Origin of the sequence: Nonomuraea montanisoli (genome assembly GCF_013363975.1) — a bacterium.
Taxonomy (GTDB): domain Bacteria; phylum Actinomycetota; class Actinomycetes; order Streptosporangiales; family Streptosporangiaceae; genus Nonomuraea; species Nonomuraea montanisoli.
The window spans coordinates 255536-278513 of sequence record NZ_JABWGN010000013.1; the positions used below are offsets into that span (position 1 = coordinate 255536).

The following is a 22978-nucleotide window of genomic DNA, read 5'->3' on the forward strand; positions in this document are numbered from 1 at the left end:
GTCAGCCGGCGGGCTTGAGGTCGTAGAAGAAGACCACGTTCGGGTAGGCCGGGTTGTCCGTGTAGCCCTGCACGGTGGCCGACAGCGCGCGCTGGTAGGTCTGCACGTACGGCGCCGCCACCGCGGCCTGCTCCTGGACGATCTTCTTCTGCAGGTCGGCGTACGCCTGGTCGGCGGCCAGCGCGTCGGTGGCCGAGAGCTGCGGCAGCGCGTCGATGGCCTTGTCGATCTCCGCGTTCTTCAGGTACGACAGGTTGAACTGCGGCTTGTCGGCGCTCTTGAACACGTTGAGGAACCACGAGTACGCGTCGGGGTAGTCCGGGTACCAGTACATGACGAACAGGTCCTGGCCCTTCTTCTTGCCGAGGTCCCACTGGGCGTTCCAGGCCATCGGCTTGGCCTGGAGGGTGACGTTGAGCTTCTTGAGCGTGGAGCTGAGCAGCGTGACCAGCAGCTTCTGGTCCTCGTCGCCCTGCGCGTACGTCATCGTGAGCTTGAGCTCCTCCAGGTCCTGCCCGTAGCCCGCGGCGTTGAGCAGCTCCTGCGCCCGGGCCAGGTCCTGCTTGGGCTCCATGCCCTGGACGTGGCCGAGCAGGCCCTCGGGCACCAGGCCCGACGCCTTCGTGCCGGCGCCCTTGAGCGCGGCCACCAGGCCGTCGTAGTCGATCGCGAGCTGGAGCGCCTGCCGGACCTTGACATCCTTGGCAGGGCCGGTCGCGGTGTTGAAGAGCACGAGCAGGTTCTGGAACGACGGCTTCTGCGAGGTCTGCACGCCCTCGGTCGTGCCGGCCTGCGCGAAGAGCTGCGGGTTGAGCCGCGGGACGAAGTTCACCTCACCCTTCTGCAGGAGCTGCCACGCCGTGGTGATCTCCGGGGTGACGCGGAAGGCGACCTTCCGGTACTGGTCGGGCTTCCAGCCGCCCCAGTAGCCGTCGAACGCCTTGAGCGTGAGCTCGGTCTCCTTGCCCTTCTGCCAGGTGTCGATCGTGTACGGGCCGGTCCCGGCGTCGGTCTCGCCGTCCTTGAGCTTGTCCGCGGCGGCCGTGTCGTAGATGTAGGCGGCGTAACCGGAGGAGGCGACGAGGTCGAGCGGGGCGGCGTACTTGAGCGTGAACTTCAGCGTCGAGGCGTCCACCGCCTCGATCGTCCTGACCGCGCCCCAGATGTAGGCCGCGCCGGCGTTGATCTTCATGGTGCGCTCGATGGCCTTCTTGGCCGCCTCGGCGTCGAGGGGCGCGCCGGTGTGGAACTTCACGCCCTGCCGCAGCTTGAACGTCCACTCCTTGCCGCCGTCCCCCGACGTCCACTCCGTGGCCAGGCGCGGCACCGGCTTGCGGGCCTCGGCGTCGTAGCGGGTCAGGCCCTCGTAGATGTTGGACATGGCGATGATCTCGTTGGAGTACGAGCTCGCCGGGTCCCAGTCGGTGACCACGTCCAGGTTGGGGGCGTAGACGAACGTGGCGTCGTTCGCCTCGGCGGCCGGCGACCCGGCGGCGCCGGTGCTGGTACCGGTGCTCGGCTGCGGGGTCCGGCCCGCGCCGCGCACCTGGCCGCCCGCGCACGCGGACGCTGTCATGGCGACGACGCCGGCGACTCCGGCGACGAGCAGACGCTTGTGCCAGCGCATGGTGGGGGGATCCTTTCGGTTACGTCACCGGGCGAGAGGTCCGGCGGCTTTGACGTGTACCCGCACGGCGGGTTCGGAGAGATAGCTCAAGGGCACCTCCAGCAGGTCCACGATCTCGACCCGCGAGGAGTCCGCGCCCGCGGCCACGGCTCGCGCGGCAGCCTCCTCCTTGACCCTTTCGATCGCCTTCGACCGGCTTTCGCCCGCAGGCAAGATCGTATCCACTCTGCCGCTCGCCAGCGCGATCGCGGCCCCGACGGCGTTGGCCACCTCGGCGTGGCGGGGCCGCACCACGCCGCTCACACCCGGGACGCGCGGCGGCAGCAGGAAGGCGCCGCCCCCCACCGCCACCAGCGGCCGGTCGGCGCGGCCCAGCGCCATGCGGTCCACGGCGTCGGCGACCATCGCGTCGGCCGCCGCCACGGCCCTTTCCAAGGTGTCTCGAAAACCTTCCGACCTGTCGCCCAGCCTGTCGCGCCAGCCCTCGCCATCCGGCGGCACCCGCCCGGCGGCCACCGCGGCGTCGGTCATCGTGACCGTGGACCCGCCGAAGACCAGCGCCTCCTCGGTGATGCGGTATCCCACCGAGGCGGGACCGACGGCGTGATCCCTGACCACGGTGCCGCCGCCGAGCGCGATGGCCAGGATGTCGGGCATGCGGAAGTTGGTGAGCACGCCGCCGATCTCCACGGCCGCCGCCGACTCCCTCGGGAACCCGCCGGTCAGCACGCCGAGGTCGGTGGAGGTGCCGCCCACGTCGGCCACGACCGCGTCGGACACCCCCGACAGGAACGCGGCGCCGCGCAGCGAGTTGGCCGGGCCGGAGCCGATGGTCGACACCGGCAGGCGCGCCGCGTGCTCGGTCGTCATGAGCGTGCCGTCGTTCTGCGCGAGATACGGCGTCGCGGTCAGCCCGTGCTCGGCCAGCGCCCCGGCCAGGGCGCCGGTGACGTTGCCGGCCACGCCGTACAGGGCGGCGTTGAGCACGGTCGCGTTCTCCCGCTCCAGCAGGCCGAGCGAGCCGATCTCGTGGCTGACCGACACCGGCAGCCCGTACTCGTCCGCCACCAGCTCGGCGACCGCCCGCTCGTGCTCGGCGGTGGCCGGGCTGAACACGCCGGTCACCGCCACCGCGTCCGCCTCCACCCCGTCCAGGAACCGGCGGACCGCGTCGCGGTCGAGCGGGCCGATCTCGCGGCCGTCCACGTAGTGACCGCCGGGCAGCACGGCCTCGCCGGCGGAGACGGCGGCGCGCAGGCTCCCGGGCCAGTCGGACAGCGGCGGCACGGACGTCGTGGCGGGTGCGCCGAGCCGCAGCACGGCCACCCGGCCGAGGCCGCGGCGTTCCAGGACGGCGTTCGTGGCGTGCGTGGTGCCCAGCATGACGCGGGCCACGTCGCGGGGCGTGCCGGAACGGTCCAGCTCGGCCAGGACCGCGCCGAGCGCCGCCAGCAGGCCGCCGGTCACGTCCGGCGTGGTGGGCCGCTTGGCCTTGGCGACGACCCGGTCGGCGGCGTCGAGCACCACCGCGTCGGTGTTCGTCCCGCCCACGTCGATCCCGATCCTCAGGGCTCCCCGAGCTCCGCGTGCTTCGTCACCCATGCGCGGCCAGCTCCTCCACCGGGACGTAGTCGAGGTCGTAGCCGAAGGCGCGCGGCCCCGCCGTCTCCAGGCCCTTCGGCGTGCGCCAGAGCGGGTCGCACGGCCAGGCCAGCGCCGTGACGCGCTGGCCGTACCGCAGGCTCTCCGTCTGGATGGCGGCGGCCGTCTCGGTGTCGACCACCGTGATGAGGTCGGGCACCATGGCCAAGATCCGGCCGCCGGCCATGGCGACGAGGTTCTCGTTCTGCAGCTCCAAGGTCAAGACCCGGCCGCGATCGGCTCCGGTGCCCTCGACCGTCGCCGTGCCCCGCACGAACCCGCCCGCGGTGCGCCGCTCCACGTCCGCCAGCTTGCCGGTGATCAGCTCGTACGCGCCGAGCTCGCCTCTCAACGCCCCGAGCGGGTCGGCGGCGCCGTCCGTGGCCCGGCCGACGGCGAGGGCGCGCGTGACCGTGCCCTCGATGACCGCGCCCCGCGCGCCGTCGGCGGTGAGCACGTAGTCGGCCATGAGCGCGTGCGACCCGGCCGCGACGCACACCGCGCGGGCCAGCCGCTCCGACCACAGGCCGTCCACCGGCCGGATCGTGACCACGTTGCCCGCGACGTCCGACATGATCACGAGGTCGGCCGGCAGCCCGGCCACGTACATCGAGACCATCTGCACCTCGGGGAACGCCCGGCCCATGCCGTCGGCGTCGAGCAGCGGCAGCCCGAGCTGCGCGGCCCAGGCGACGGGCGCGACGCCGTTCGCCCCGCCGATCTCCGACGACATGACCGCCGAGGGCGGCCGGCCGAAGATCCGCTCGATCTCCTCGGCGATCCGCCGGGGCTCGTCCTCGCCGTGGATCATCTCGTGGCTCACCGTGGGCGCGCCGATGCCGGACAGCGGCACCACCAGCGCGTCGCCGGGTAAGTCCGCCAGCCGGACGAGCGGCACCTCGCCGTACTCCTGGATGGCCCGCCGCGCCGCCAGCGCCCCGGTGCGCACGTCGCCCCCGCCACCGGTGCCCAGCACGGCGCAACCCCGGGCGAGGGCGGCGACATCGCTTGCTTGAATCTTCATATGGCGTCACAACCAAGCACATGCCGCCACGTTGACGCCAGTCCGAATCGCCCTGTCCGCGAGGGTTGTTCAGATATCGCCTCAGATCTCGTCGAGGTGGGCGACGTTCGCGCGGTCGGCGTCGTCCGTGCTCGGCTCGCCCGCGAACCACGCCTCCAGGATCTCGCCGAGCACCACCTCGGAGGTGAGGCGCAGGCTCAGGGCCAGCACGTTCGCGTCGTTCCACCGGCGCGCGCCGTCCGCGGTGTACGCGTCGGCGCACAGCGCCGCCCGGACGCCCGGCACCTTGTTGGCCGCGATGGACGCGCCCGTGCCGGTCCAGCAGCACACCACGGCCTGCTCGGCCCGCCCCTCACCGACGTCGCGGGCCGCCGCCTCCGACGCCCACGCCCAGTCGTCGCGCCCCGAGGGGTCGAGCGCCCCGTGGGGGATCACCTCGTGCCCGCGCCGGCGCAGTTCCTCCACCACCCGCTCCGCCACGCCGTCCAGGCTGTCGGCCGCCACCGAGATCCGCATCCCCCAGGTCTACCACCATGGGCCGCTTTGATTCGGCTCGCCGCTGATCCGCGGGAAATCGTCGGTGCCTGCCTCTAGGGTGCTGGACGACGACCGGCGTGTCCCCAGTGCCCCGCGCGGTCTCGGAGGACGGCCCGTTCCTGCACAATTGACCGGCGGGACCATCGAAAGGCAGGCAAGTGCTCTCTATTCACCAGCGGATCGCGGCTGAGCTCGGCGTGCGCGACGGGCAGGTGCTCGCGGCCGTCGAGCTGCTCGACGGCGGCGCCACCGTGCCGTTCATCGCCCGATACCGCAAGGAGGTCACCGGTGCCCTCGACGACGCGCAGCTGCGCACGCTGGAGGAGCGGCTGCGCTACCTCCGCGAGCTGGAGGAGCGGCGGGCGGCCATCCTGGAGTCCGTCGAGTCGCAGGGCAAGCTCGACGACGAGCTGCGCGCCCAGATCATGGCGGCCGAGACCAAGGCCCGCCTCGAGGACATCTACCTGCCCTACAAGCCCAAGCGGCGCACCAAGGCGCAGATCGCCCGCGAGCTGGGCCTGGAGCCGCTGGCCGACCGGCTGCTCGGCGACCCGTCGCTCGACCCGGCGGCCGAGGCCGAGGCGTTCGTCACCGAGGGCGTGGCCGACGCCGGGGCGGCGCTGGAGGGCGCGCGGGCGATCCTGATCGAGCGCTTCGCCGAGGACGCCGACCTCATCGGCACCCTGCGCGAGCAGCTCTGGAACGGCGGCCGGCTGGTTTCCAAGGTCCGCGAGGGCAAGGAGGAGGCGGGGGCGAAGTTCGCCGACTACTTCGAGTTCGGCGAGCCGTTCACCAAACTGCCCTCCCACCGCGTCCTCGCGATGTTCCGGGGCGAGAAGGAGGAGGTGCTCAGCGTCACGCTGGAGCCCGACGACGGCCCCTACGAGGAGCGCATCGCCGCCCGCTTCGGCATCTCCGACCAGGGCCGGCCGGCCGACCGCTGGCTGGCCGAGACCGTGCGCTGGACCTGGCGCACCCGTGTCCTCGTCCACCTGGGCCTCGACCTGCGGATGCGGCTGTGGCAGGCGGCCGAGGACGAGGCGGTGCGGGTGTTCGCCACCAACCTGCGCGACCTGCTGCTCGCCGCCCCCGCCGGCACGCGCGCCACGATGGGCCTCGACCCGGGGCTGCGCACCGGCGTCAAGGTCGCCGTGGTCGACGCCACCGGCAAGGTCGTCGAGACCACCACCATCTACCCGCACGAGCCCAAGCGGCAGTGGGACCAGTCGCTCGCGGTGCTCGGCGCGCTGGTGCAGCGGCACGGCGTCGAGCTCATCGCCATCGGCAACGGCACGGCCTCCCGCGAGACCGACAAGCTGGCCGGCGAGCTGGTCAAGCACATGCCGTCGGTGACCAAGGTCGTGGTGTCCGAGGCGGGCGCGTCGGTCTACTCGGCCTCCGCGTACGCCTCGCAGGAGCTGCCCGACCTCGACGTCTCGCTGCGCGGCGCCGTCTCGATCGCCCGCCGCCTGCAGGACCCGCTGGCCGAGCTGGTCAAGATCGACCCGAAGTCGATCGGCGTCGGCCAGTACCAGCACGACCTGGCCGAGTCCAAGCTGTCGCGCTCGCTCGACGCGGTGGTCGAGGACTGTGTGAACGGCGTGGGCGTCGACGTCAACACCGCGTCCGCGCCGCTGCTGACCCGCGTGTCCGGCATCGGCTCCACGCTGGCCGAGAGCATCGTGCGCCACCGCGACACCCACGGCCCGTTCCGCAGCCGCACGGCCCTGAAGGACGTCGCCCGCCTCGGGCCCAAGGCGTTCGAGCAGTGCGCCGGCTTCCTGCGCATCCCCGGGGGCGACGATCCGCTCGACGCCTCCAGCGTCCACCCCGAGGCCTACCCCGTGGTGCGGCGCATCCTCGGATCGGTCCAGACCGACCTCAAGTCGCTGATCGGCAACACCGCGGCGCTGCGCGCGATCAAGCCGCAGGAGTTCACCGACGACACCTTCGGCCTGCCGACCGTCACCGACATCCTGCGCGAGCTGGAGAAGCCCGGCCGTGACCCGCGACCGGCCTTCCGGACGGCGACGTTCAAGGAGGGCGTCGAGAAGCTCTCCGACCTCCAGGCGGGCATGATCCTGGAGGGCGTGGTCACCAACGTGGCGGCGTTCGGCGCGTTCGTCGACGTCGGCGTCCACCAGGACGGCCTGGTGCACGTCTCGGCCATGTCGCGCACGTTCGTCAAGGACCCGCGCGACGTGGTCAAGCCGGGCGACATCGTCCGGGTCAAGGTGCTGGACGTGGACATCCCGCGCAAGCGCATCTCGCTGACGCTGCGCCTGGAGGACGAGACGACCGCCTCCGGCTCGGGCTCGGGCTCCGGCGACGCCCGGGGCTCCCGCCAGGGCGGCGAGCGGGGCGGCCGGGGGCGCGCCGAGGGCGGCCGCGACGGCGGAGCGCGCGGCGAGCGGGGCCGTGGTGACGGCGCGCGTGGTTCGGGCGGCTCCGGTGGTTCTGGCGGTTCCGGTGGCTCCGGCGGCTCGGGCGGCTCCGGTGGTTCCCGCGGTTCTCGTGGCGACGGGTCGCGTGGTGACGGCGGGCGTGGTGACGGCGGGCGTGGCGCGGGCGGTCGCGACGGTCGTGACGGCCGTGACGGCGGTGCGAGGGGCCGCGACGGCGCGGGTCAGCGCGGCCGCGGCGGCCAGCGCCAGGACCGCTCCGCCCCGTCGGGCGCCATGGCCGAGGCCCTCCGCAAGGCGGGTCTCACGGGCGATTCCCGCTGAGGTCAGGCTGGACGTAGACCTCTGGTGAGGTCGCGCGGAACAGGGGTCCGGGTCGGGCTCGGGCACTCTCCGAGGCCACACCCGGGCCCCTCCGCGTAGACGCATCCGCCGCCATACGCATCCGGCGCCGCACGCACCCGCCGCCATACTCACGCGGCGCCGTACACACGAGGCGCCGTACACACGAGGCGCCGTACACACGAGGCGCCGTACACACGAGGCGCTGTACCCCTCCGGCGCTTCACGCGTCCGGCGGCGGCGTCAGTGCGGTCGCGACGCCCTACCGGGCGATGGGCAGTCGCCAGGCGGGCGACACCGGCGTGACCGGGGTCCGGACGGCGGCTCTCATGACGGCGTTCGGGCGTGCGCCTCCACCAGGGCGGCGAAGCCGTCGAGGTGGCACGCGAGGCTGTACTCGAACAGCCCGTCGAGGTCCGACACCGCCTCCTCGGGGATCGCGGCCAGCAGGGGGAACCGTCCGCTGTGGAGGAGTGCACCGGCCTGCTCGCGCTGTGCCAGCCACCACCGGTCGAGCGTCACCCCGGTCTCCTGCTCCGCCTCGACCTCGTCCGCCATGGACAGCGCGGCGTTGACGACGAGCGCGTGCAGCGTGAGCGCCTCGCGGATCCGGGTCTCCATGGGCAGACCCAGCCCGTCGAGCGCGCGCAGGGTCCATTCGGTGTGCGCCATCATGTTCGGCACCAGCAGCGGGCGGGTGAACGAGACGGCCCTGGGCATCCAGAGGTGCCGGCGTCCCAGTTGCCATTGCCGGCGGGCGATCAGTTCGAGCTTGGCCCGCCACCCCTCCGGGCCCGGGACGGGGAGCTCCAGCCGGCCGAAGATCTCGTCGACCATCTGGGTCACGAGCTCCTCCTTGTTCTCCACGTGCCGGTAGAGCGACATCGGCCCCACGCCCAGCTCGGCCGCGAGCCGCCGCATCGACACGGCGTCGAGCCCTTCGACGTCGGCGATCGCGATGGCGGCGCGGAGCACCTGCCCGCGGTTCAACGCCTGTCTGGCAGGGGCCGGCGCCTGCCGGGAGTTCAGGCCCTGCCGGGGATTCAGGCCCTGCCGGGGGTTCAGCGGCTGGCGAGGGGTCAGCGGCTGGCGAGGGGTCAGCGGCTGGCGGGGGTTCGGCGCCTGCCTGGTGACGCCGGTCTGCCGGGGGTCGGGCGCCGCGGCCGGGCCGGTCGGCGGCTGCTCCCGGCTCGCGAGACCGCCGACCACCGCGCCGGAGCCGACCTTCGTCTCGACCAGCCCCTCGTCGCGCAGCGCCGCCATCACCTTGGTCGCGGTGGCGACCGCGACGCCCCAGCGCTGGGCGATCTGCCGGATGGACGGCATCCGCTCGCCGGGACGCAGGTCGCCGGTCAGGATCCGGGCGCGGATCTCCGCGACGATCCGCTGGTACGGCGGATCCGGCCGCTGTGTCGACGATGACATGAGAGCCCCGATGCGTTGATGAGATCATTGCGTGCCGGGTAAGTGTACTAGTTCACCATCTCCACTGGCCAGTACACTTCCTTTCCCCGTACGGCCTGCATGATCCCGGACTTCAATACGCTGTACGCATGACAGTCGATACGACGTACGCATCCGTGCGTCAGGCGGATGGCACCGACCGGCAGGCGGTGCTGGACGTCCTCACCGAGGCGTTCATGACCGATCCCCTCGCCTGCTGGCTCCACCCCAGGCCGGGCGAGCGAGGTCTGGGGCAGAGGCACCTCTACCGCTCCCTGCTCGACCACCCCGCCGCCGAGGCGTACCTGATCGGGGATCGCGAGGGCGCGGCGGTGTGGCTGACGCTCGCCGAGGGCCAGGAGCTCCGGGAGGAGCCCGCCGGCGGGTCCGAGCGGCAGGGCCGCGGTGAGGGCGGCGCGCGGTTGCGGGCTCTCGGTGAGGCGCTGGCCCGGCGGCACCCCGACGGCGAACCGCACCTGTACCTCCCGTGCATGGCAGTGGTCGGCGGGCGGCGCGGCGCCGGGCTCGGCTCGGCGCTGTTGCGGCACGGCCTTGAGCGAGCCGACTCCGGCGGGCTCCCCGCGTACCTGGAGGCGAGTTCGCCGCGAAGCCGCGCCCTCTACCTGCGGCACGGATTCGAGGACCTCGGCGAGCCGGTACGCGTGGCCGACAGCCCGCTCCTGTGGCCGATGCGGCGCCCCCCCACGCGTTTGACCTCACTCCACCAGCGGACGACGACAGCAGACAGCGACAGGAGAGCACGGAAATGACCGCGAACCACGAACCCGAGACCACCCCCGCCGATCACGACGGCGACCGACGATCGCCGACCCTGGTGTTCGTCCACGGCACCAACTCCTCGTCGGCCTGGGCATCCGGGCTGATGACCGAGCTCACCCTCCGCGGCCACCGATGCGTGGCCGTCGACCTGCCGGGACACGGCCGGGAGGCGTTCTACCCCCGCTCGTACCAGAACCCGCAGGATCTCCAGGCACTGGCGACCGAACCGTCGCCGCTCGCCGGGATCACCATCGACGACTACGTCGAGCGCGTGGCGGACGTGGTGCGGCGGGCCCGCCGCCACGGGCCCGTGATCCTGGCCGGCGCCAGTCAGGGCGGCATCACCGTGAGCAGGGTCGGCAACGCCATCCCCCACCTGCTCGATCGCGTGGTCTACGTCGCGGCGTACTGCTGCGTGGACCTGCCGAACCTGACCGCCTACCTCTCCACGCCTGAGAACGGCGACAGCCTGCTCCCCCTGATCCAGGCGGCGGTGGTCGCCGACCCGGCGGTCCTGGGCGTGACCCGGGTCAACTGGCGCTCGGCCGACCCGGCGGTGTTCCACGGGGTCAAGGAGTGCCTGGCCGCCGACTTCTCCGACGTGGGGGTACGCCGGCTGCTCACGATGCTCGAACCGGACGAGACCGCCGGCATCCCCCTGGCCGACGGCCGGGGCGAGGCGCACACCTGGGGCCGCGTTCCCCGGACCTATGTCCGTTTCACTCTCGACCGGCTGATCCCCCTGGCCTTGCAGGACCGGTTCATCGCCGAGGCCGACCGTCTGACGCCGGGCAACCCGACCGACGTGCGCAGCATCGCGGCGCCCCACGTCGGCCCCTTCGACCGGCCCGAGCTGGTGGACGTCTTCTCCGAGCTCCTCAGTCGCTGACCCGGGCCGGGTCCACGCGTTCGAGCCTGGTCCAGCCGGTCCACCCCCGTTCCTTCAGCAGGTCGATCAGCCGGCGGGCCGGGGGCGCGGTGTCGAACACCAGCGCGTCCATCAGCTCGGCGAACCGCGGCTCGATGCCGGCGTCGCCGACGTAGTCCTCGCCCTGCTCGTCGGCCATCCGCGTGAGGTGGGCGGCCAGCTCGTCGGCCAGCACGGTCAGCCGCGGGTCGTCGTCGGCCCAGTCGAGGGCGTGCCCCAGGGTGAGGTAGAAGCCGATGAACCGGGGGTCGGCGATCTGCTCGCGCTTGCGCGCCGTCCACTCCGGAACCCGTTCGGGTGAGCGCGCGGCCAGCGGGATCCAGCCGTCGCGTTCGACCCGGATGATGCGTTCGTCGACCCCGAGCTCCCGCAGCCGGCCGAGGAGCTCGACCACCTCGGGCGGCAGCGCCAGGTCGTCCCCGGCGGCCAGCCGGGCGATCCGCTCCCGGTGACGCTGCCGTTCCCGGATCTCGGCCTGGAGCCGCCCGTCGATGTCCGCGACGGCCGCGGCGAACTCCGCCTCGCCGGCCCGCAGCAGCTCCCGGACCCGCGCCAGCGGGACCCCGGCGTCGGCGAGGGTCCGGATCCTGATCAGCTCGATCACGGCGTCGCCGCCGTACCTGCGGTAGCCGAAGTGGTCGCGCTCCGGCTCCGGGAGCAGCCCCTTGGCGTGATAGTGCCGCACCGCGCGCACCGTCACTCCGGCGTACGACGCCAGCTCGCCGATGGTCAGCATCGGTCCAGTCTCCCAGGGGCCGTTCAGGGAGCCGGCCGGCGGGCCGGGGCCGGTAGACGCCGGATGATCCGGGCGATCTGCGGGGCGTGGGTGAAGACCAGCCGGTGGTCGGCGTCGAGCCAGGACGTGGAGACGCGCGGCTGCTCGCGGACGAGCCGCTCGACGCCGGCCCGCCAGTTGCGGTTGAACCGCGGCGCGGGCCCTTCATCGTCGTCGCCGGCCATCGAGGTCGACATGATCATGCTGATCGGGCAGTCGATCTTCCGGTAGCGGTCGAGGATCGCGGACCGGACCGCGTCGATCTCGACGTTCAGGTCGAGGATGTCGTGGGCGGTGAGCGACACCTGGCGCGCGGTGCCCCGCAGGGCCTCCTGCGCGGCGGCCAGGTCCTCCCACATCGCGCGGAACTCCGCCAGGTCGGCCTCGGTGACGAACGGTTCGGGCACCGGGTTCGCCCCGTCGATGAGGACGAGCTCGGCGACGGCGCCGGGGTGCTCGGAGGCGTGGTGCACGGCCAGGTCCGCGCCCAGTGAGTAACCCACGAGCACGGGCGGCGAGGGCAGGCCGTGGCGTCGCGTCTCCGCCAGCACCGCGGCGAGATCGCCGAGGAACGCCTCGAAGGAGTACCGGCCGGCGGCCGAGGAGAGGCCGTGGCCCCTGAGGTCGAAGGTCACCACGTCGTGGTCGCGGCGCAGCAGCTCGATCAGCTCGTGCAGGTCGGCCTGCGTGGAGCTCAACCCCGGGCAGAGGACGAGCGGTCGCCCCCGGCCGCCGCGGGACACCGGGATCGTGACGCCGTCGTGGTGGACCGTGAAGTGCCGCCGGTCGTCCCGGCCGGCCGCGTGGATGTTCGTGGTCATGCCGACCATGCTGGGAGGTTGACCCTGCGTCAGTGCCAACCCCCGGGGCGAACGACGGCGCCCTTCGGTGCCAGGAATCCCGGCGCGCCCCGCCGCTTCTCGTGGACTACGGTCGGAGGGTGAGCACTCCAGCGTCGACGACGGCGATCACCCAGGCCCGCGATCTGCTGCGGTGGCGTTCGCCTCTGCGCACCGAGCTGTGGGCGTCACGGCTCATGGCGGGGCAGGCGCCCGCCGAGGCGCGCCGGTTCGTCCAGGAGCTGGTGGAGGCCGACAGGCCCGAGGCCCGGCTCGCGCTGGCCGCGCTGGCCGTCACCGCGACCACGGAACCCGATGCCTCGGCCACGGAGCCCGATGCCGCCGTCGCACCGGACCTCTACACGGCCCACGGCGCGGAGGCCCGCGACGCGTCGCCCGCGTGGGTGCGGCGGATGGGCCAGGTGGACTGCGACGGAGCCTGGTACGGCAAGGCCGACCGCCATGGGCAGCAGACGCTCGCCGTCCTGTCGTTCCGCTACCGCGACGGCAAGGAGCCGCACATGCTGATCGTCGCCATCGACCAGGTCAACGGCGGCCTGGCGGTGGACGCGCTGGTGGAGGAGCCCAAGTTCCTCGACGACCTGAGCCTGGAGGCGTCCGAGCCCCGGGTGGTGGCCGGGCGGATCCTGGACGCCCTGGAGCTCACCGACCGCGTCATGGGGGCGGCGGTCGCCGACACGTACCCGGCCGTGCGGCCCTTCGCGCTGGCGCGCGCCCTGACCGTGCCCGATCCCGTACGGCCGGCCCCCGACGACACGCTGTCCCGCTTCCACGACCTGCCGGCCACGAAGGGGGCGGACGAGGCGTTCGCGAAGCTGGCGGAGTTCATCGGGGATCGTCCTCTGTGGTGGAGCCCGGGAAGGGTGTCCCAGTTCCTGACGTCGTGGCTGCCCCGCGAGGCGATCCTGTCACCGGACGCGATCTCCGCCATGCCGGACGTGGTGCGCGCCTGGAGCCGCTTCGCCGGAGCCGATCCGGACGTCCTGCGGCAGGTGGACTCCGACGCCCCGCGCCTGGCGGCGCTGATGGCCGACGAGTCCCTGGCCGGGTTCGGCAAGCGCCTGACCCGGAGCCGCCTCCACCCCCGGGCCGAGGACTGACCCGCCCCCCACGGGAGGCCGGGGCTGGACGGAGTGGCGGGCGCGGGCGGCTATGCTGCGCAGTGACGTGTACGCCGCCCTCCGGGGCGTGACGAGGGAGATCCGCGAGATGTACAAGGAGTTCGCTGCCGAGGCCGTGGTCTGGGTGGTACCGGTCGTGGTGCTGATCGGCCTGGCCCTTCTCGTCACCTCCTGACGCCGGCGGCCAGGGGGCGGGCGGCGACGCTCGCGCCCCTGGCTTTCCTGTGGAGCGTCAGCGGTAGTACTCGTAGTGGACGACCGTGCTGACGTGGGTGTCCCAGCGGATCTCGCCGTCGAGCCACCGGTTCCACAGCGACGCCAGCCTGCTGGAGCGCACCGTGCAGCCCGCCCAGCGCTGACGTTTGGCGCGGATGGTGCCCACGTAGTCGTAGCACGATCCGGCCTTGGTCTTGTTGACCTTGAGGCGGGCGTTGAGCGAGACGTCGTACAGGGTCTTGCGCGAGATGTTGGTGATCTTGACCTTGATCCGGCACGTGTCCTTGCAGCGGCCTAGGACGATCTTGTAGCTGATCAGCTGCGCGGCCGGGGTGGCAGGCGCGGCGGCCACGGCCGGGAGGGGCGCGGCGGCCAGGACGACGACGGCCGTGGCAGCGGACAAGGCCGACATGGCCGACAGGCTGCGTAAGGGCGTGACGGAGCGGCGGTTACCCATGATGCCCCCAAAGGCGACGAACCCTCGCTTACCCCGCTGAAAGCGACTCAGGCTCTTCGATTAACCGTCACGATCCCCACCCGGTCAACGAAGAGCATCGCCCGACCGCGTCAATGTGGTCGGGCGCGTGCCCCCGCCAGGCCGTACCGGTGCCTGTTGACCTCCTCCCCACGGCTGAAGCCGGGAGATTCCCACCCTCGCGGATCGGACCTTCCTGCTTCACAGGCGGCTGCCCCCGGGACGAACCCAAGTCGGGGTCTTACACGGCCTCCACAGGCATCACATCCCGCCAGCCCGGCGGTAGTTCGGCGGCTTGGACCACACCACCGGATGGCGAACACATTACCGAACCGCACGGTGCCGTGCTGCGTCTTTACCTCCCCACGGGGGAATCCAGGGGTGTCAATCACGAGGCTTCCATGACGAACGCCTCGCGCGGCGGCAGCTCGGCGGCGAGCCGCCGCCGCATCCTGGCCAGGCGCGACAGCTCCTCACCGACGTGCGTGGGCAGCCGCACCGTGCGGCTCTTGTCGTGGATGCCGCGCTCGATGGCCTGGCGGATCCACCACATCCCGTACGTCGAGAACTTGTAGCCGCGCTTGTAGTCGAACTTCTCCACGGCCCGCATCAGCCCGAGGTTGCCCTCCTGGATGACGTCGAGCAGGGGCAGCCCGCGCTGGGCGTACCGCCGGGCGGCGGAGACCACGAGGCGCAGGTTCGACCTGATGAGCAGCTCCTTGGCGCGCAGCCCCTCGTCGCGGATCTCGTACAGCTCGGCGAGCCGCGCCGCCTCCCGGTCCCCGTCGGCGGCCAGGGCGATCAGGTGGCCGGCGTAGAGACCGGCCTCGACGCGCCGCGCGAGCTCCACCTCGTCGGCGGCGGACAGCAGCGGGATGCCGCCGATCTGCTTCAGATAGACACCCAGGAGGTCGGGCTCGTGAGCCGGCATGCCATCGCGACTACCCCGGGAACGGCGGTGAATTCCCCGGTTCGGAGAGTTCGGCGATGGCCAGCTCGGCCGTGCTGCGGATGTCGAAGAACTTGTCCAGCGCGGTGATCGCGAACAGGTGCTTGCACCTGCCGTTCAGCCCGGCGAGGAGCAGCCGCCCGCCGGACGCGGTGACGGCCTTGTGAACGTACACGAGCACCGACAGACCGGACGAGTCGCACACCTCGACGCCCTGCATGTCGATGACCAGCATGGGCGGCTGGGTGAGATCGAGCGCCTTGGTGACGCGATCACGCACTTCGGCGGCTGAGGCGAAATCGAAGTCTCCTGTGAGCCTCGCGATGACGCACGGGCCCTGGAGCCCCAAGCTGATCGACAAGGCTTGCTCCGAAGTCACCCAGCTCCACCTACCTGTGTTGCAGTACTGATCCCACTACTTTACGCAAAGTAGCTTCTCGGGTTATACACCAGCATCTGGTCAATATGTCCCTGCGCCACGCCCGAATCGAGCAACATTGCCAGGACTTCGTGGTGAATGTGATCGTATCGCCAGTTCGGCGCGAAGACGGCGAGCGCGTCGTCCCAGGCCCCGCCGAAGTAGTCCATGAAGCAGGCGGTGTCGTGGCTGAGCACCATCCGGTCCGCGTACCCGCGCCGGCACAGCTCCGCGATCGTGGCCACGCGCCGCTCGGTCGTGTTGTACACGTCCAGCCCGAACCGGTCCATGCCGAGCGTGGCGCCCGTGTCGGCCAGGCTCATGAGGTGATCGAGGTCGTTGGAGTCGCCGGCGTGGCCGACGACCACCTTGGTCAGGTCCACGCCCTCCTTGGCGAACAGGTCCAGCGCGATCGTCCCGGTGCGCGCCGCCGCGTTCGTGTGCACGGTGATGGGGGCGCCCGTGCGCAGGTGCGCCCGCGCGACGGCGCGGCAGATGCGCTCGACGCCGGGGGTCAGTCCCTTCTCCTCGACCACGCACTTGAGGAACGCGGCCCTCACCCCGGTGTCGGCGATGCCCACGGTCAGGTCGCGCACGAAGTCCTCCACCATCGGGTCCGGGCCGTCCAGCAGCAGGCCGGGGCCGCGGTGCTCGTACTGGTGCGGCAGTTCCTCGAAGCAGTAGAGGCCGGTGGCGACGATGACGTGCAGGTCCGGCACCTCGGCGGCGATGCGCTGGATGCGCGGGATGTAGCGGCCGAGACCCCACACCGTCGGGTCGACGAGGGTCCGCACGCCCGTGGCGGCCAGCGCGTTGAGCTTGCGGATCGCGTCGGCCACGCGGAACTCCTCGTCCCACCAGACGCCCCGGCCGTAGTTCTCCACGTGCTCGGGCGACAGGACGAAGACGTGCTCGTGCATCAGCGTCTGACCGAGATCGGCGGCGTCCACGGGGCCTCGGACGGTGGGGACGGGCATGGTCGCACCTCCATGCCGGCCGGACGGCATGCGCGCTCACCCGAGCGCCGCCCACACACCGCACAGGCGGCCGTGCGCGCCAACCTAAGCGCGCGTCCCGGCCCGGTCAACGCCCGGCGCGCCCGTGTCGCCCCTCCCCTTACGGACGTGCTGATCTTCGGCGGTGGACCACCGTCCAGACGAGCGCGCCCACGACGAAGACCGCCAGCCCGCCCACCACGGACGCCCACGGCAGCGTGGCGGCGAGCACCAGGCACAGGACGACCCCCGTCACGGGCACGACCTTGGGCGGCGCGCCCTCCTTCCGCGTCAGGGTGAGCGCGGCGGCGTTGGCGATCGCGTAGTACACCAGCACGCCGAACGACGAGAACCCGATCGCCCCGCGCAGGTCGGCCACGAGCAGCAGCGCCACCACCGCGACGCCCACGGCCAGCTCGGCCCGGCGCGGCTCCCGGCGCGCCGGATGGACCGCCGACAGGACGTGCGGCAGGTCGCGTTCGCGGGCCATGGCGAGCACCGTGCGGGAGACGCCGAGCACGAGGGCGAGCAGCGCGCCGAGCGCCGCCACCGCTGCGCCCGCTGTCACCACGGGCCGCAGCCACGCGAAGCCCGCGGTCTCCACGACGTCGCTCAGCGGGGCGTCGGACGCGGCCAGCAGGGGCCAGCCCAGGACGCGCAGGGCCGCCACGGCGACCAGCGTGTAGACGGCGAGCGTGACGCCGAGGGCGATGCCGATGGCGCGGGGGATCGCCCGCGCCGGGTCGCGCACCTCCTCGCCCAGGGTGGCGATCCGGGCGTATCCGGCGAACGCGAAGAACAGCAGGCCCGCGCCCTGCAGAACGCCCCACCACCCGGTGACCGAGGGGCCCGTCTCCTCGGCCACCGCCACGAGCGCCCGCGGAGGAGGGGACGACGGCGTGGCCAGGAGGCCGGTGGCGATCACCGCCGCGAGCACGACCAGCACGAACGCCACCATCACCCGGGCCGCCGCGGTCGAGCGCCGCACCCCGTACAAGTTGAGCACCGTGACCCCCACCACGGCCCCCACGGCGAGCGGCCGGGCGAGGCCGGGGGCCACGTAGGCGCCGAAGGTCAGGGCCATGGCGGCGCAGGAGGCGGTCTTGCCGACCGTGAAGCCCCACCCGGCCAGGTAGCCCCACAGCGGGCCGAGCCGCCGCCGGCCGTACACGTAGGTGCCGCCCGACTCGGGGTAGCGGGCGGCCAGGCGGGCCGAGGACGTCGCGTTGCAGTAGGCGACGACGGCGGCGAGCGCGAGCGCGACGAGCAGCCACGGCCCGGCGGCCGCCGCCGCGGGCGCGAACGCCGCGAACACGCCCGCGCCGATCATCGCGCTCAGCCCGACGACGACCGCGTCACCGGTGCCCAGCCGCCGAGCCAGTCCCTCGCTCACGTGACCCCTCCCCACCGGGAGTCACTCTGCCTCATGCCGCCGGCACCGGCTGCGTCAGGTGTGCGCCTCCGGGGCGGGGACCACGAGGACGGGCCGGGTGGCGTGGTGCAGCACCCGGTCGGACGTGCTGCCCAGCAGCAGCGACCGGATCCCGCCCATGCCGCGCGTGCCCGTCACGATGAGCGTGGCGCCGACCTCCTCGGCCACGTCCACGATGGCCGACCACACGGACAGGGCGTCGGTCGCCACCCGGGGCGTGGCCTCCAGCCCGGCCTCGCGGGCGAGCCTGGCCCCCTCGGCCGCCAGTTCCGTCATCGACTCCTCGATCGCGGCGTCCTCGGCGCTCGTGTCGCCCACCGCCACCACGAGCCCGGCCGACGCCCGCGCGGACGTCATCGCGGCCCGCTCCCACACGGTCAGCACCACGGCCGCCTCGCCCTTCAGCAGCGTGCCGGCGAACGCGATCGCGGCCTTGGCGTCCTCGGACCCGTCATAGGCGATCAGAATGGTCATCTCTTCATCTCCTCATCGGACGGACGTTCGTTCCATCAGGACCGTGTACCTACCAACAGGCGGCCGTTTCACGCCTGGGAGGCGGGTAGCCCCATGTCATGACGGTGACGAGATTCCAGGACCTGCCGCTCGCCGACCGCGACCGCGAGTGGGACTCGGCCGCGGCCGACAAGCGGGTGCGCAAGTGGGCGGGCGCCGAGGAGCAGCCGAACGACAAGTACCGGCAGGCGCACCTCTGGTACGACGCCGACGACGCCGACGAGTTCGGCGCGTACAAGCTGCCGATCGCCGACGTCGTCGGGGGTGAGCTGAAAGTCGTGCCGCGGGCCGTCATCGCCGCGGCGGGGGTGGTGGACGGCGCCAGGGGCGGGGTGCGCATCCCCGAGGACGAGATCTCCCGGGTCAAGGCGCACCTGGCCAAGTACTACGCCAAGATGGGCGACACCCCGCCCTGGGAGCGCTGAGCCGCCCGGCGGGAGGCCGGCCGGAGCATCGACAGGCCGGCCAGGGCCAGCACGCCCAGTTCGGAGACCACCACGACGCGCTGGGTCAGCCCGGCCGGCACCTCGTCGTCGGCCAGCGGGATCCCGCACATCCGCACGACGTACGGGATCACGACCATCAGGAGCGCGCCGAGGGCGATCGAGCTCAGCACCCGCACCGCGCGGGCGTACCGGGGGCGGGTCCTGGCCCACAGCATCCCGGCCGCCGGCATGGCAAGGAACGCGGCGAAGGCGGCGTAGCGGTGGATGCCGCCCGACAGCGACAGCGGCACGCCCGGCCGGTCCGTCGGGAACGCCCCGATGAGGAACATGCTGACCGCCCACGCCACCACCAGCATCACGACGCCGCCGCTCGCGCCGGCCCGGCGCAGCCCCTCGGCGGTCAGCGCGCCGCCGACCGCGAACAACGTCAGCGAGGTGGGCAGCAGCCAGCCTCCCGGGTAGAAGGCGTACGAGCTGATCACGGTGTGCATCGGGTCGAGCCCGGTCCAGGTGTGCAGGGCCAGCATGGCGCCCGTCCCGGTGGCGATGGTGGAGAGTCCGCTCACAAGCAATGCCTTCATGCCTCAAAGCTCGTGGAACGCGGCTTCGCGGAGTATCGGAGATCAGCCCGAAGCGGCCCTGAACGGCCCCCTAATACCTTGGTCGGGGCACCCCTGGGACGACCCGGGTGACCTGGGCGGACATCCTCCCCGAGGGGGACGCCCTCCTCAGGGTCGGTAGGGCGGGCCCTACCCGGTCCGCCGGAGGGTCAGCGGGCGGGAAGGTCGAAGTAGGCGCGGATCGTGGTGCCGCCCGCCCGCGTGTGGATCCGTACGAGATCGCTCAGCAGGTTGACGATGAGCAGCCCGCGCGAGCCCGCGACGCGCGGGTCCACCGGCTCGCGGCCGGCCAGCGGGTCGGTGATGTGCCCCTGGTCGCCGACCTCGCACACCAGCCGGTCGCGCTCGGCCCAGACCCGGATGTCGCCCGCGCCGCCGCCGTAGTCGAGGCTGTTGGCGCAGAGCTCGGCGACGACGAGGCGGATGTCGTCGAGCCGGGCGTCGTCGAAGCCCAGCTCGGCGCCCAGACCGGCGACCAGGGCGCGGGCCGAGGCGAAGTTGCCGCGATCGAAGCGGAGGACGGCGAAGCCGCTGGGCTCGGGGAAGGGCAGGTTGTGCACGCGCACGACCTGGTGCGGGTCGTAGGCGTCGCTCGCCCACTCGCCCTTGGCGTCCTGGAGCACCGGGTGGGTCAGCTCCGCCTCGCGCAGGACCTCCGGGTCGAGCCGTTCGGCGTCGTACGGGCACAGGATCGTGACGTGCCGCCCGGTGAAGGCCAGGTTGATCAGCGCCTCGTGCTGGGCGCAGGCCGGGTACTCGGTGGAGCTGCGACCGGCCCAGATCGGCTCGCCGATGATGCGCACGTGCCCGCCGGCGTGGCGGTCGGCGAAGGCGCGCAGCACCGCGGGGATGATGCGGCCGGGGTTGCGGCCCGCGTCCTCCATGTTCAGCAGGCGTACGCGGGCGGCGTCGGCGCCCAGGGCGCTCTCGATGAGCTTGAGGTTCGCGGCGGGCACCGCCACGGCCACCGGCTCACCCGCGGCCAGCCCGCCGCGGATGAAGGCCGTGGTGGCATCGACGTATTCCCGGTCGCCTCTGTAGAAGAGCGCCGGGTGCACGAAGGGGTCCGCCAGCATCACCCGTCACGGTACCCGCTCGTGAGGAGTTCAAGGCAATCCGTTGGGTATCCCAGGGTTGTGAAGAGAGTCCAGATCGTGCAACGCCCCAAGCCGGCGCAGCAGCCGGTCCCCCTCGACCTCCGCACTCCCTCCGGCCGGCGGCTCCCCTTCTGACGCCTGGCCACGGGGCGATGTCAGTGGTGTGCAAGTGACCATCAAGGCTGGGCCCATAATTTCCCTTCATCCGCAAAAGCAACGAAGGGCATGAAATGAACACCCCCAGCCGTCGCATCGCCGTCGCCATCGCGACGCTCACCCTCGCCGGCCTCACCACCGCCTGTGGCGCCATCGGCAATGCGGTCGACTGCAACGAGGTCGGCAAGGAGGTCACGAAGATCACCGCCGAGCTTCAGACCTCCGTGGCCAGCGCCGCCACCGACCCGAAGGCCTTCGAGAAGGCCAGCCAGGAGACCGCCGGCAAGCTCAAGACGCTCGCCGGCAAGTACGACGGCGACCTCGCGGGCGCGATCAACGACCTCGCCTCCGTCTTCGAGGGCATCAAGATCGACGACCCCTCCGGCATGACGCAGAGCATGTCGAAGATCCAGTCGGCGCAGACGAAGATCCAGAGCGCCTGCGGCTGACGCCTGCCTCCGGCCGTCGCGAGGTCTGCGGGGGGCAGTGCATCGCGGCGGCCGGGGCGATCATCAGGAAGTCCGCACATCCCGAAAAATCCGTCTAATCTTGCTGCTCGTGACGGGCGACACGCTGGCGGGCGACACCGAGGCGACCCCCGCCACCTCCTCCCCCTGGCGACACCGGCTGAGCGCCGCAGGGTTCCGGCTGAGCGGCCACCGGCTCGGCGTGGGGCTGATCGCCCTGCTCTCCGCCTCGATCTACGCGGTGATCGGGCTGGTCAAGCTGGCCACGTTCCGCGCCTCCATCTTCGACCTCGTCATCTTCGACCAGGCCGTGCGCAACTACGCGCACTTCCGGCCGCCGTACGTGCCGGCCGTCGGCGCCTTCCACGGCCGGGGGCTCGAATACCTGCAGATCGCCGACCACTTCTCCCCCGCGTACGCGCTGCTCGCGCCGTTCTACTGGATCCACGACGGGCCGGAGTCGCTGGTCGTCGCGCAGGCGCTGCTGTTCGCCGCCGCGATCCCGTTCGTGTGGCTGTTCGCCCGCCGGGTGCTCGGCACCGCCCCCGCCTACCTCGTGGCCGTCGCGTACGCGCTGTCGTGGCCCGTGGCGCAGGCGATCGCGTTCGACGCGCACGAGGTGATGTTCGTCCCGCTGCTCACCTCGATCATGATCGAGCGCTACCACGCGGGACGGCACGGGCCGGCGTTCGCGGCGATGGCGGGGCTCCTCCTGGTCAAGGAGGACATGGGGCTCATGGTGATCGGCTTCGCGATCTACCTGTTCGTCACCGGCGACCGCTTCCGCGGCCTGTGCTGCGCGGCGATCGGCGCGGGCGGGGTGATGCTGACCCGCGGGGCGCTCATCCCCATGCTGGGCGGCAGCACCGACGACTTCTGGGCCTACGGCCACCTCGGGCCGGACGCGCCGAGCGCCGTGCTGACGCTGCTGCGCGACCCGGTGGGCGCGCTCCTCATCCCGTTCAACGACGAGGCCAAGGTCGACACGCTCTTCCTGATGGTCTGGCCGACGCTGCTGCTCTGCCTGCTGTCGCCGCTGTCGCTGGCGGCGCTGCCGCACGTGCTCGAACGCATGCTGTCGGACCGCGCCCTGTGGTGGCAGGCGGACTTCCAGTACAGCGCGTTCACCGTCGTCATCCTGCTGCTGGCGGGCGTGGACGGGCTGGCGCGGCTGCTGCGCCGGTTCCGGCGCGGCGACGACCGGTCGCTGAAGCTGGCCTGGGCGTTCGGGGCCTGCGTGATCGCGGTGACGCTGGTCCCCCGCTTCGCGCTGGACCAGCTCTACCATCCGTCCTTCTACCGGGGCGACGAGGTCAAGGTGGCCGCGGCCCGGGAGGCGGTGTCCAAGGTGCCGGCGGGCGTCGTCGTGGAGGCCGCCAACTCGGTCGGGCCCGCGCTGTCCGGGCGCGCCACCGTCCTGCTGTGGAGCGGGCAGTCGAGCGGCGCCCCGTGGGTGGTGGCGGACACGGCCCGCTGGGAGTTCCCGTTCGGCTCGGCGGAGGAGCAGGCCGCGACGGTTGGCAGGCTGGAGGCCGAGGGGTACCGCAGGGTGTTCGAGCGCGACGGCTACGTGGTGCTCAACCGCCCCTAGGGCCTGTCTCGAAGTGTTGATCAACGGCGTGTCGTAGCCGGATAAGCAAAGAGGTCTCCGGTAAAGGGTTCAACGACCAAGAAGAACCTGTACCCGGAGACCTCGTGGCCACCTTAGCGGTGA

At 72.3% G+C, this 22978-nt stretch carries 23 protein-coding genes; 8 read left to right on the forward strand and 15 right to left on the reverse strand.

Annotated features, from left to right (window positions below):
- Position 1: 1 nt before the first annotated feature.
- The 4 genes from HTZ77_RS32300 to HTZ77_RS32315 form a co-directional block, all read right to left on the reverse strand.
- A complete protein-coding gene (locus HTZ77_RS32300) occupies positions 2-1627 on the reverse strand; it encodes an ABC transporter substrate-binding protein (protein WP_175593507.1) in 1626 nt (541 codons plus the stop codon).
- Between the two features lie 24 nt (positions 1628-1651).
- Positions 1652-3229, reverse strand: a complete 1578-nt coding sequence (locus HTZ77_RS32305) for a hydantoinase/oxoprolinase N-terminal domain-containing protein (RefSeq protein ID WP_175593508.1) — start codon at positions 3227-3229, stop codon at positions 1652-1654.
- Positions 3222-4292: a DUF917 domain-containing protein gene (locus HTZ77_RS32310; protein WP_175593509.1), complete on the reverse strand. Its 1071-nt coding sequence runs from the start codon at positions 4290-4292 to the stop codon at positions 3222-3224. The genes HTZ77_RS32305 and HTZ77_RS32310 overlap by 8 nt, the downstream gene beginning before the upstream one ends.
- Before the next feature lie 81 nt (positions 4293-4373).
- The gene (locus tag HTZ77_RS32315) at positions 4374-4808 is read right to left on the reverse strand and encodes an RpiB/LacA/LacB family sugar-phosphate isomerase (RefSeq protein ID WP_175593510.1); all 435 of its coding nucleotides are present in this window, start codon (positions 4806-4808) and stop codon (positions 4374-4376) included.
- A 179-nt stretch (positions 4809-4987) separates the two neighbouring features.
- Here HTZ77_RS32315 and HTZ77_RS32320 point away from each other — a divergent pair, with 179 nt between their 5' ends.
- Complete coding sequence (locus HTZ77_RS32320; protein ID WP_175593511.1) at positions 4988-7555, forward strand: Tex family protein; 2568 nt, start codon at positions 4988-4990, stop codon at positions 7553-7555.
- A 345-nt stretch (positions 7556-7900) separates the two neighbouring features.
- Here the strand turns inward: HTZ77_RS32320 and HTZ77_RS32325 are convergent, their stop codons facing one another.
- A complete protein-coding gene (locus HTZ77_RS32325; RefSeq protein WP_205304038.1) occupies positions 7901-8998 on the reverse strand; it encodes a GntR family transcriptional regulator in 1098 nt (365 codons plus the stop codon).
- A gap of 128 nt (positions 8999-9126) precedes the next feature.
- Here HTZ77_RS32325 and HTZ77_RS32335 point away from each other — a divergent pair, with 128 nt between their 5' ends.
- Together HTZ77_RS32335 and HTZ77_RS32340 are read left to right on the forward strand one after the other, a co-directional pair.
- A complete protein-coding gene (locus HTZ77_RS32335) occupies positions 9127-9786 on the forward strand; it encodes a GNAT family N-acetyltransferase (RefSeq protein WP_175593512.1) in 660 nt (219 codons plus the stop codon).
- Positions 9783-10685 (forward strand): alpha/beta hydrolase, encoded by a 903-nt coding sequence (locus HTZ77_RS32340; RefSeq protein WP_175593513.1) that lies wholly within the window; start codon positions 9783-9785, stop codon positions 10683-10685. The genes HTZ77_RS32335 and HTZ77_RS32340 overlap by 4 nt, the downstream gene beginning before the upstream one ends.
- Here the strand turns inward: HTZ77_RS32340 and HTZ77_RS32345 are convergent.
- A complete protein-coding gene (locus HTZ77_RS32345) occupies positions 10675-11460 on the reverse strand; it encodes a MerR family transcriptional regulator (RefSeq protein ID WP_175593514.1) in 786 nt (261 codons plus the stop codon). The genes HTZ77_RS32340 and HTZ77_RS32345 overlap by 11 nt on opposite strands.
- A 23-nt stretch (positions 11461-11483) precedes the next feature.
- Complete coding sequence (locus HTZ77_RS32350; protein ID WP_235995510.1) at positions 11484-12320, reverse strand: alpha/beta fold hydrolase; 837 nt, start codon at positions 12318-12320, stop codon at positions 11484-11486.
- Positions 12321-12439: 119 nt separating this feature from the next.
- Here HTZ77_RS32350 and HTZ77_RS32355 point away from each other — a divergent pair, with 119 nt between their 5' ends.
- Positions 12440-13459, forward strand: a complete 1020-nt coding sequence (locus HTZ77_RS32355; RefSeq protein ID WP_175593516.1) for a hypothetical protein — start codon at positions 12440-12442, stop codon at positions 13457-13459.
- A gap of 67 nt (positions 13460-13526) precedes the next feature.
- A complete protein-coding gene (locus HTZ77_RS47760; protein ID WP_268960172.1) occupies positions 13527-13655 on the forward strand; it encodes a hypothetical protein in 129 nt (42 codons plus the stop codon).
- Between the two features lie 57 nt (positions 13656-13712).
- Here the strand turns inward: HTZ77_RS47760 and HTZ77_RS32360 are convergent, their stop codons facing one another.
- From HTZ77_RS32360 to HTZ77_RS32385, 6 genes are all read right to left on the reverse strand, one after another.
- Positions 13713-14108, reverse strand: coding sequence for a hypothetical protein (locus HTZ77_RS32360; protein ID WP_175593517.1), 396 nt, complete (start codon positions 14106-14108; stop codon positions 13713-13715).
- Positions 14109-14559: 451 nt separating this feature from the next.
- Positions 14560-15102 (reverse strand): sigma-70 family RNA polymerase sigma factor, encoded by a 543-nt coding sequence (locus HTZ77_RS32365; protein WP_175593518.1) that lies wholly within the window; start codon positions 15100-15102, stop codon positions 14560-14562.
- Between the two features lie 10 nt (positions 15103-15112).
- Complete coding sequence (locus tag HTZ77_RS32370) at positions 15113-15499, reverse strand: STAS domain-containing protein (RefSeq protein ID WP_253773637.1); 387 nt, start codon at positions 15497-15499, stop codon at positions 15113-15115.
- A gap of 41 nt (positions 15500-15540) precedes the next feature.
- Positions 15541-16515: a phosphotriesterase family protein gene (locus tag HTZ77_RS32375; protein WP_175593520.1), complete on the reverse strand. Its 975-nt coding sequence runs from the start codon at positions 16513-16515 to the stop codon at positions 15541-15543.
- Between the two features lie 139 nt (positions 16516-16654).
- A complete protein-coding gene (locus HTZ77_RS32380) occupies positions 16655-17926 on the reverse strand; it encodes an APC family permease (RefSeq protein WP_328808898.1) in 1272 nt (423 codons plus the stop codon).
- Positions 17927-17980: 54 nt separating this feature from the next.
- On the reverse strand, positions 17981-18439 hold the full coding sequence (locus tag HTZ77_RS32385; RefSeq protein WP_175593521.1) for a universal stress protein: 459 nt from the start codon (positions 18437-18439) through the stop codon (positions 17981-17983).
- A 98-nt stretch (positions 18440-18537) separates the two neighbouring features.
- Between HTZ77_RS32385 and HTZ77_RS32390 the strand changes: the two genes are divergently transcribed.
- Complete coding sequence (locus tag HTZ77_RS32390) at positions 18538-18903, forward strand: hypothetical protein (protein ID WP_175593522.1); 366 nt, start codon at positions 18538-18540, stop codon at positions 18901-18903.
- Here the strand turns inward: HTZ77_RS32390 and HTZ77_RS32395 are convergent.
- Positions 18864-19505: a DUF998 domain-containing protein gene (locus tag HTZ77_RS32395; protein WP_175593523.1), complete on the reverse strand. Its 642-nt coding sequence runs from the start codon at positions 19503-19505 to the stop codon at positions 18864-18866. The two genes, HTZ77_RS32390 and HTZ77_RS32395, sit on opposite strands and share 40 nt — an antisense overlap.
- Before the next feature lie 188 nt (positions 19506-19693).
- On the reverse strand, positions 19694-20620 hold the full coding sequence (locus tag HTZ77_RS32400; protein ID WP_175593524.1) for an anti-sigma factor RsbA family regulatory protein: 927 nt from the start codon (positions 20618-20620) through the stop codon (positions 19694-19696).
- A 251-nt stretch (positions 20621-20871) separates the two neighbouring features.
- Here HTZ77_RS32400 and HTZ77_RS32405 point away from each other — a divergent pair, with 251 nt between their 5' ends.
- The gene (locus HTZ77_RS32405; protein WP_175593525.1) at positions 20872-21246 is read left to right on the forward strand and encodes a hypothetical protein; all 375 of its coding nucleotides are present in this window, start codon (positions 20872-20874) and stop codon (positions 21244-21246) included.
- Positions 21247-21355: 109 nt separating this feature from the next.
- Entirely contained in the window at positions 21356-22855 is a 1500-nt protein-coding gene (locus HTZ77_RS32410) for a DUF2079 domain-containing protein (protein WP_328808899.1), read from the forward strand.
- The last annotated feature ends 123 nt before the right edge of the window (positions 22856-22978 follow it).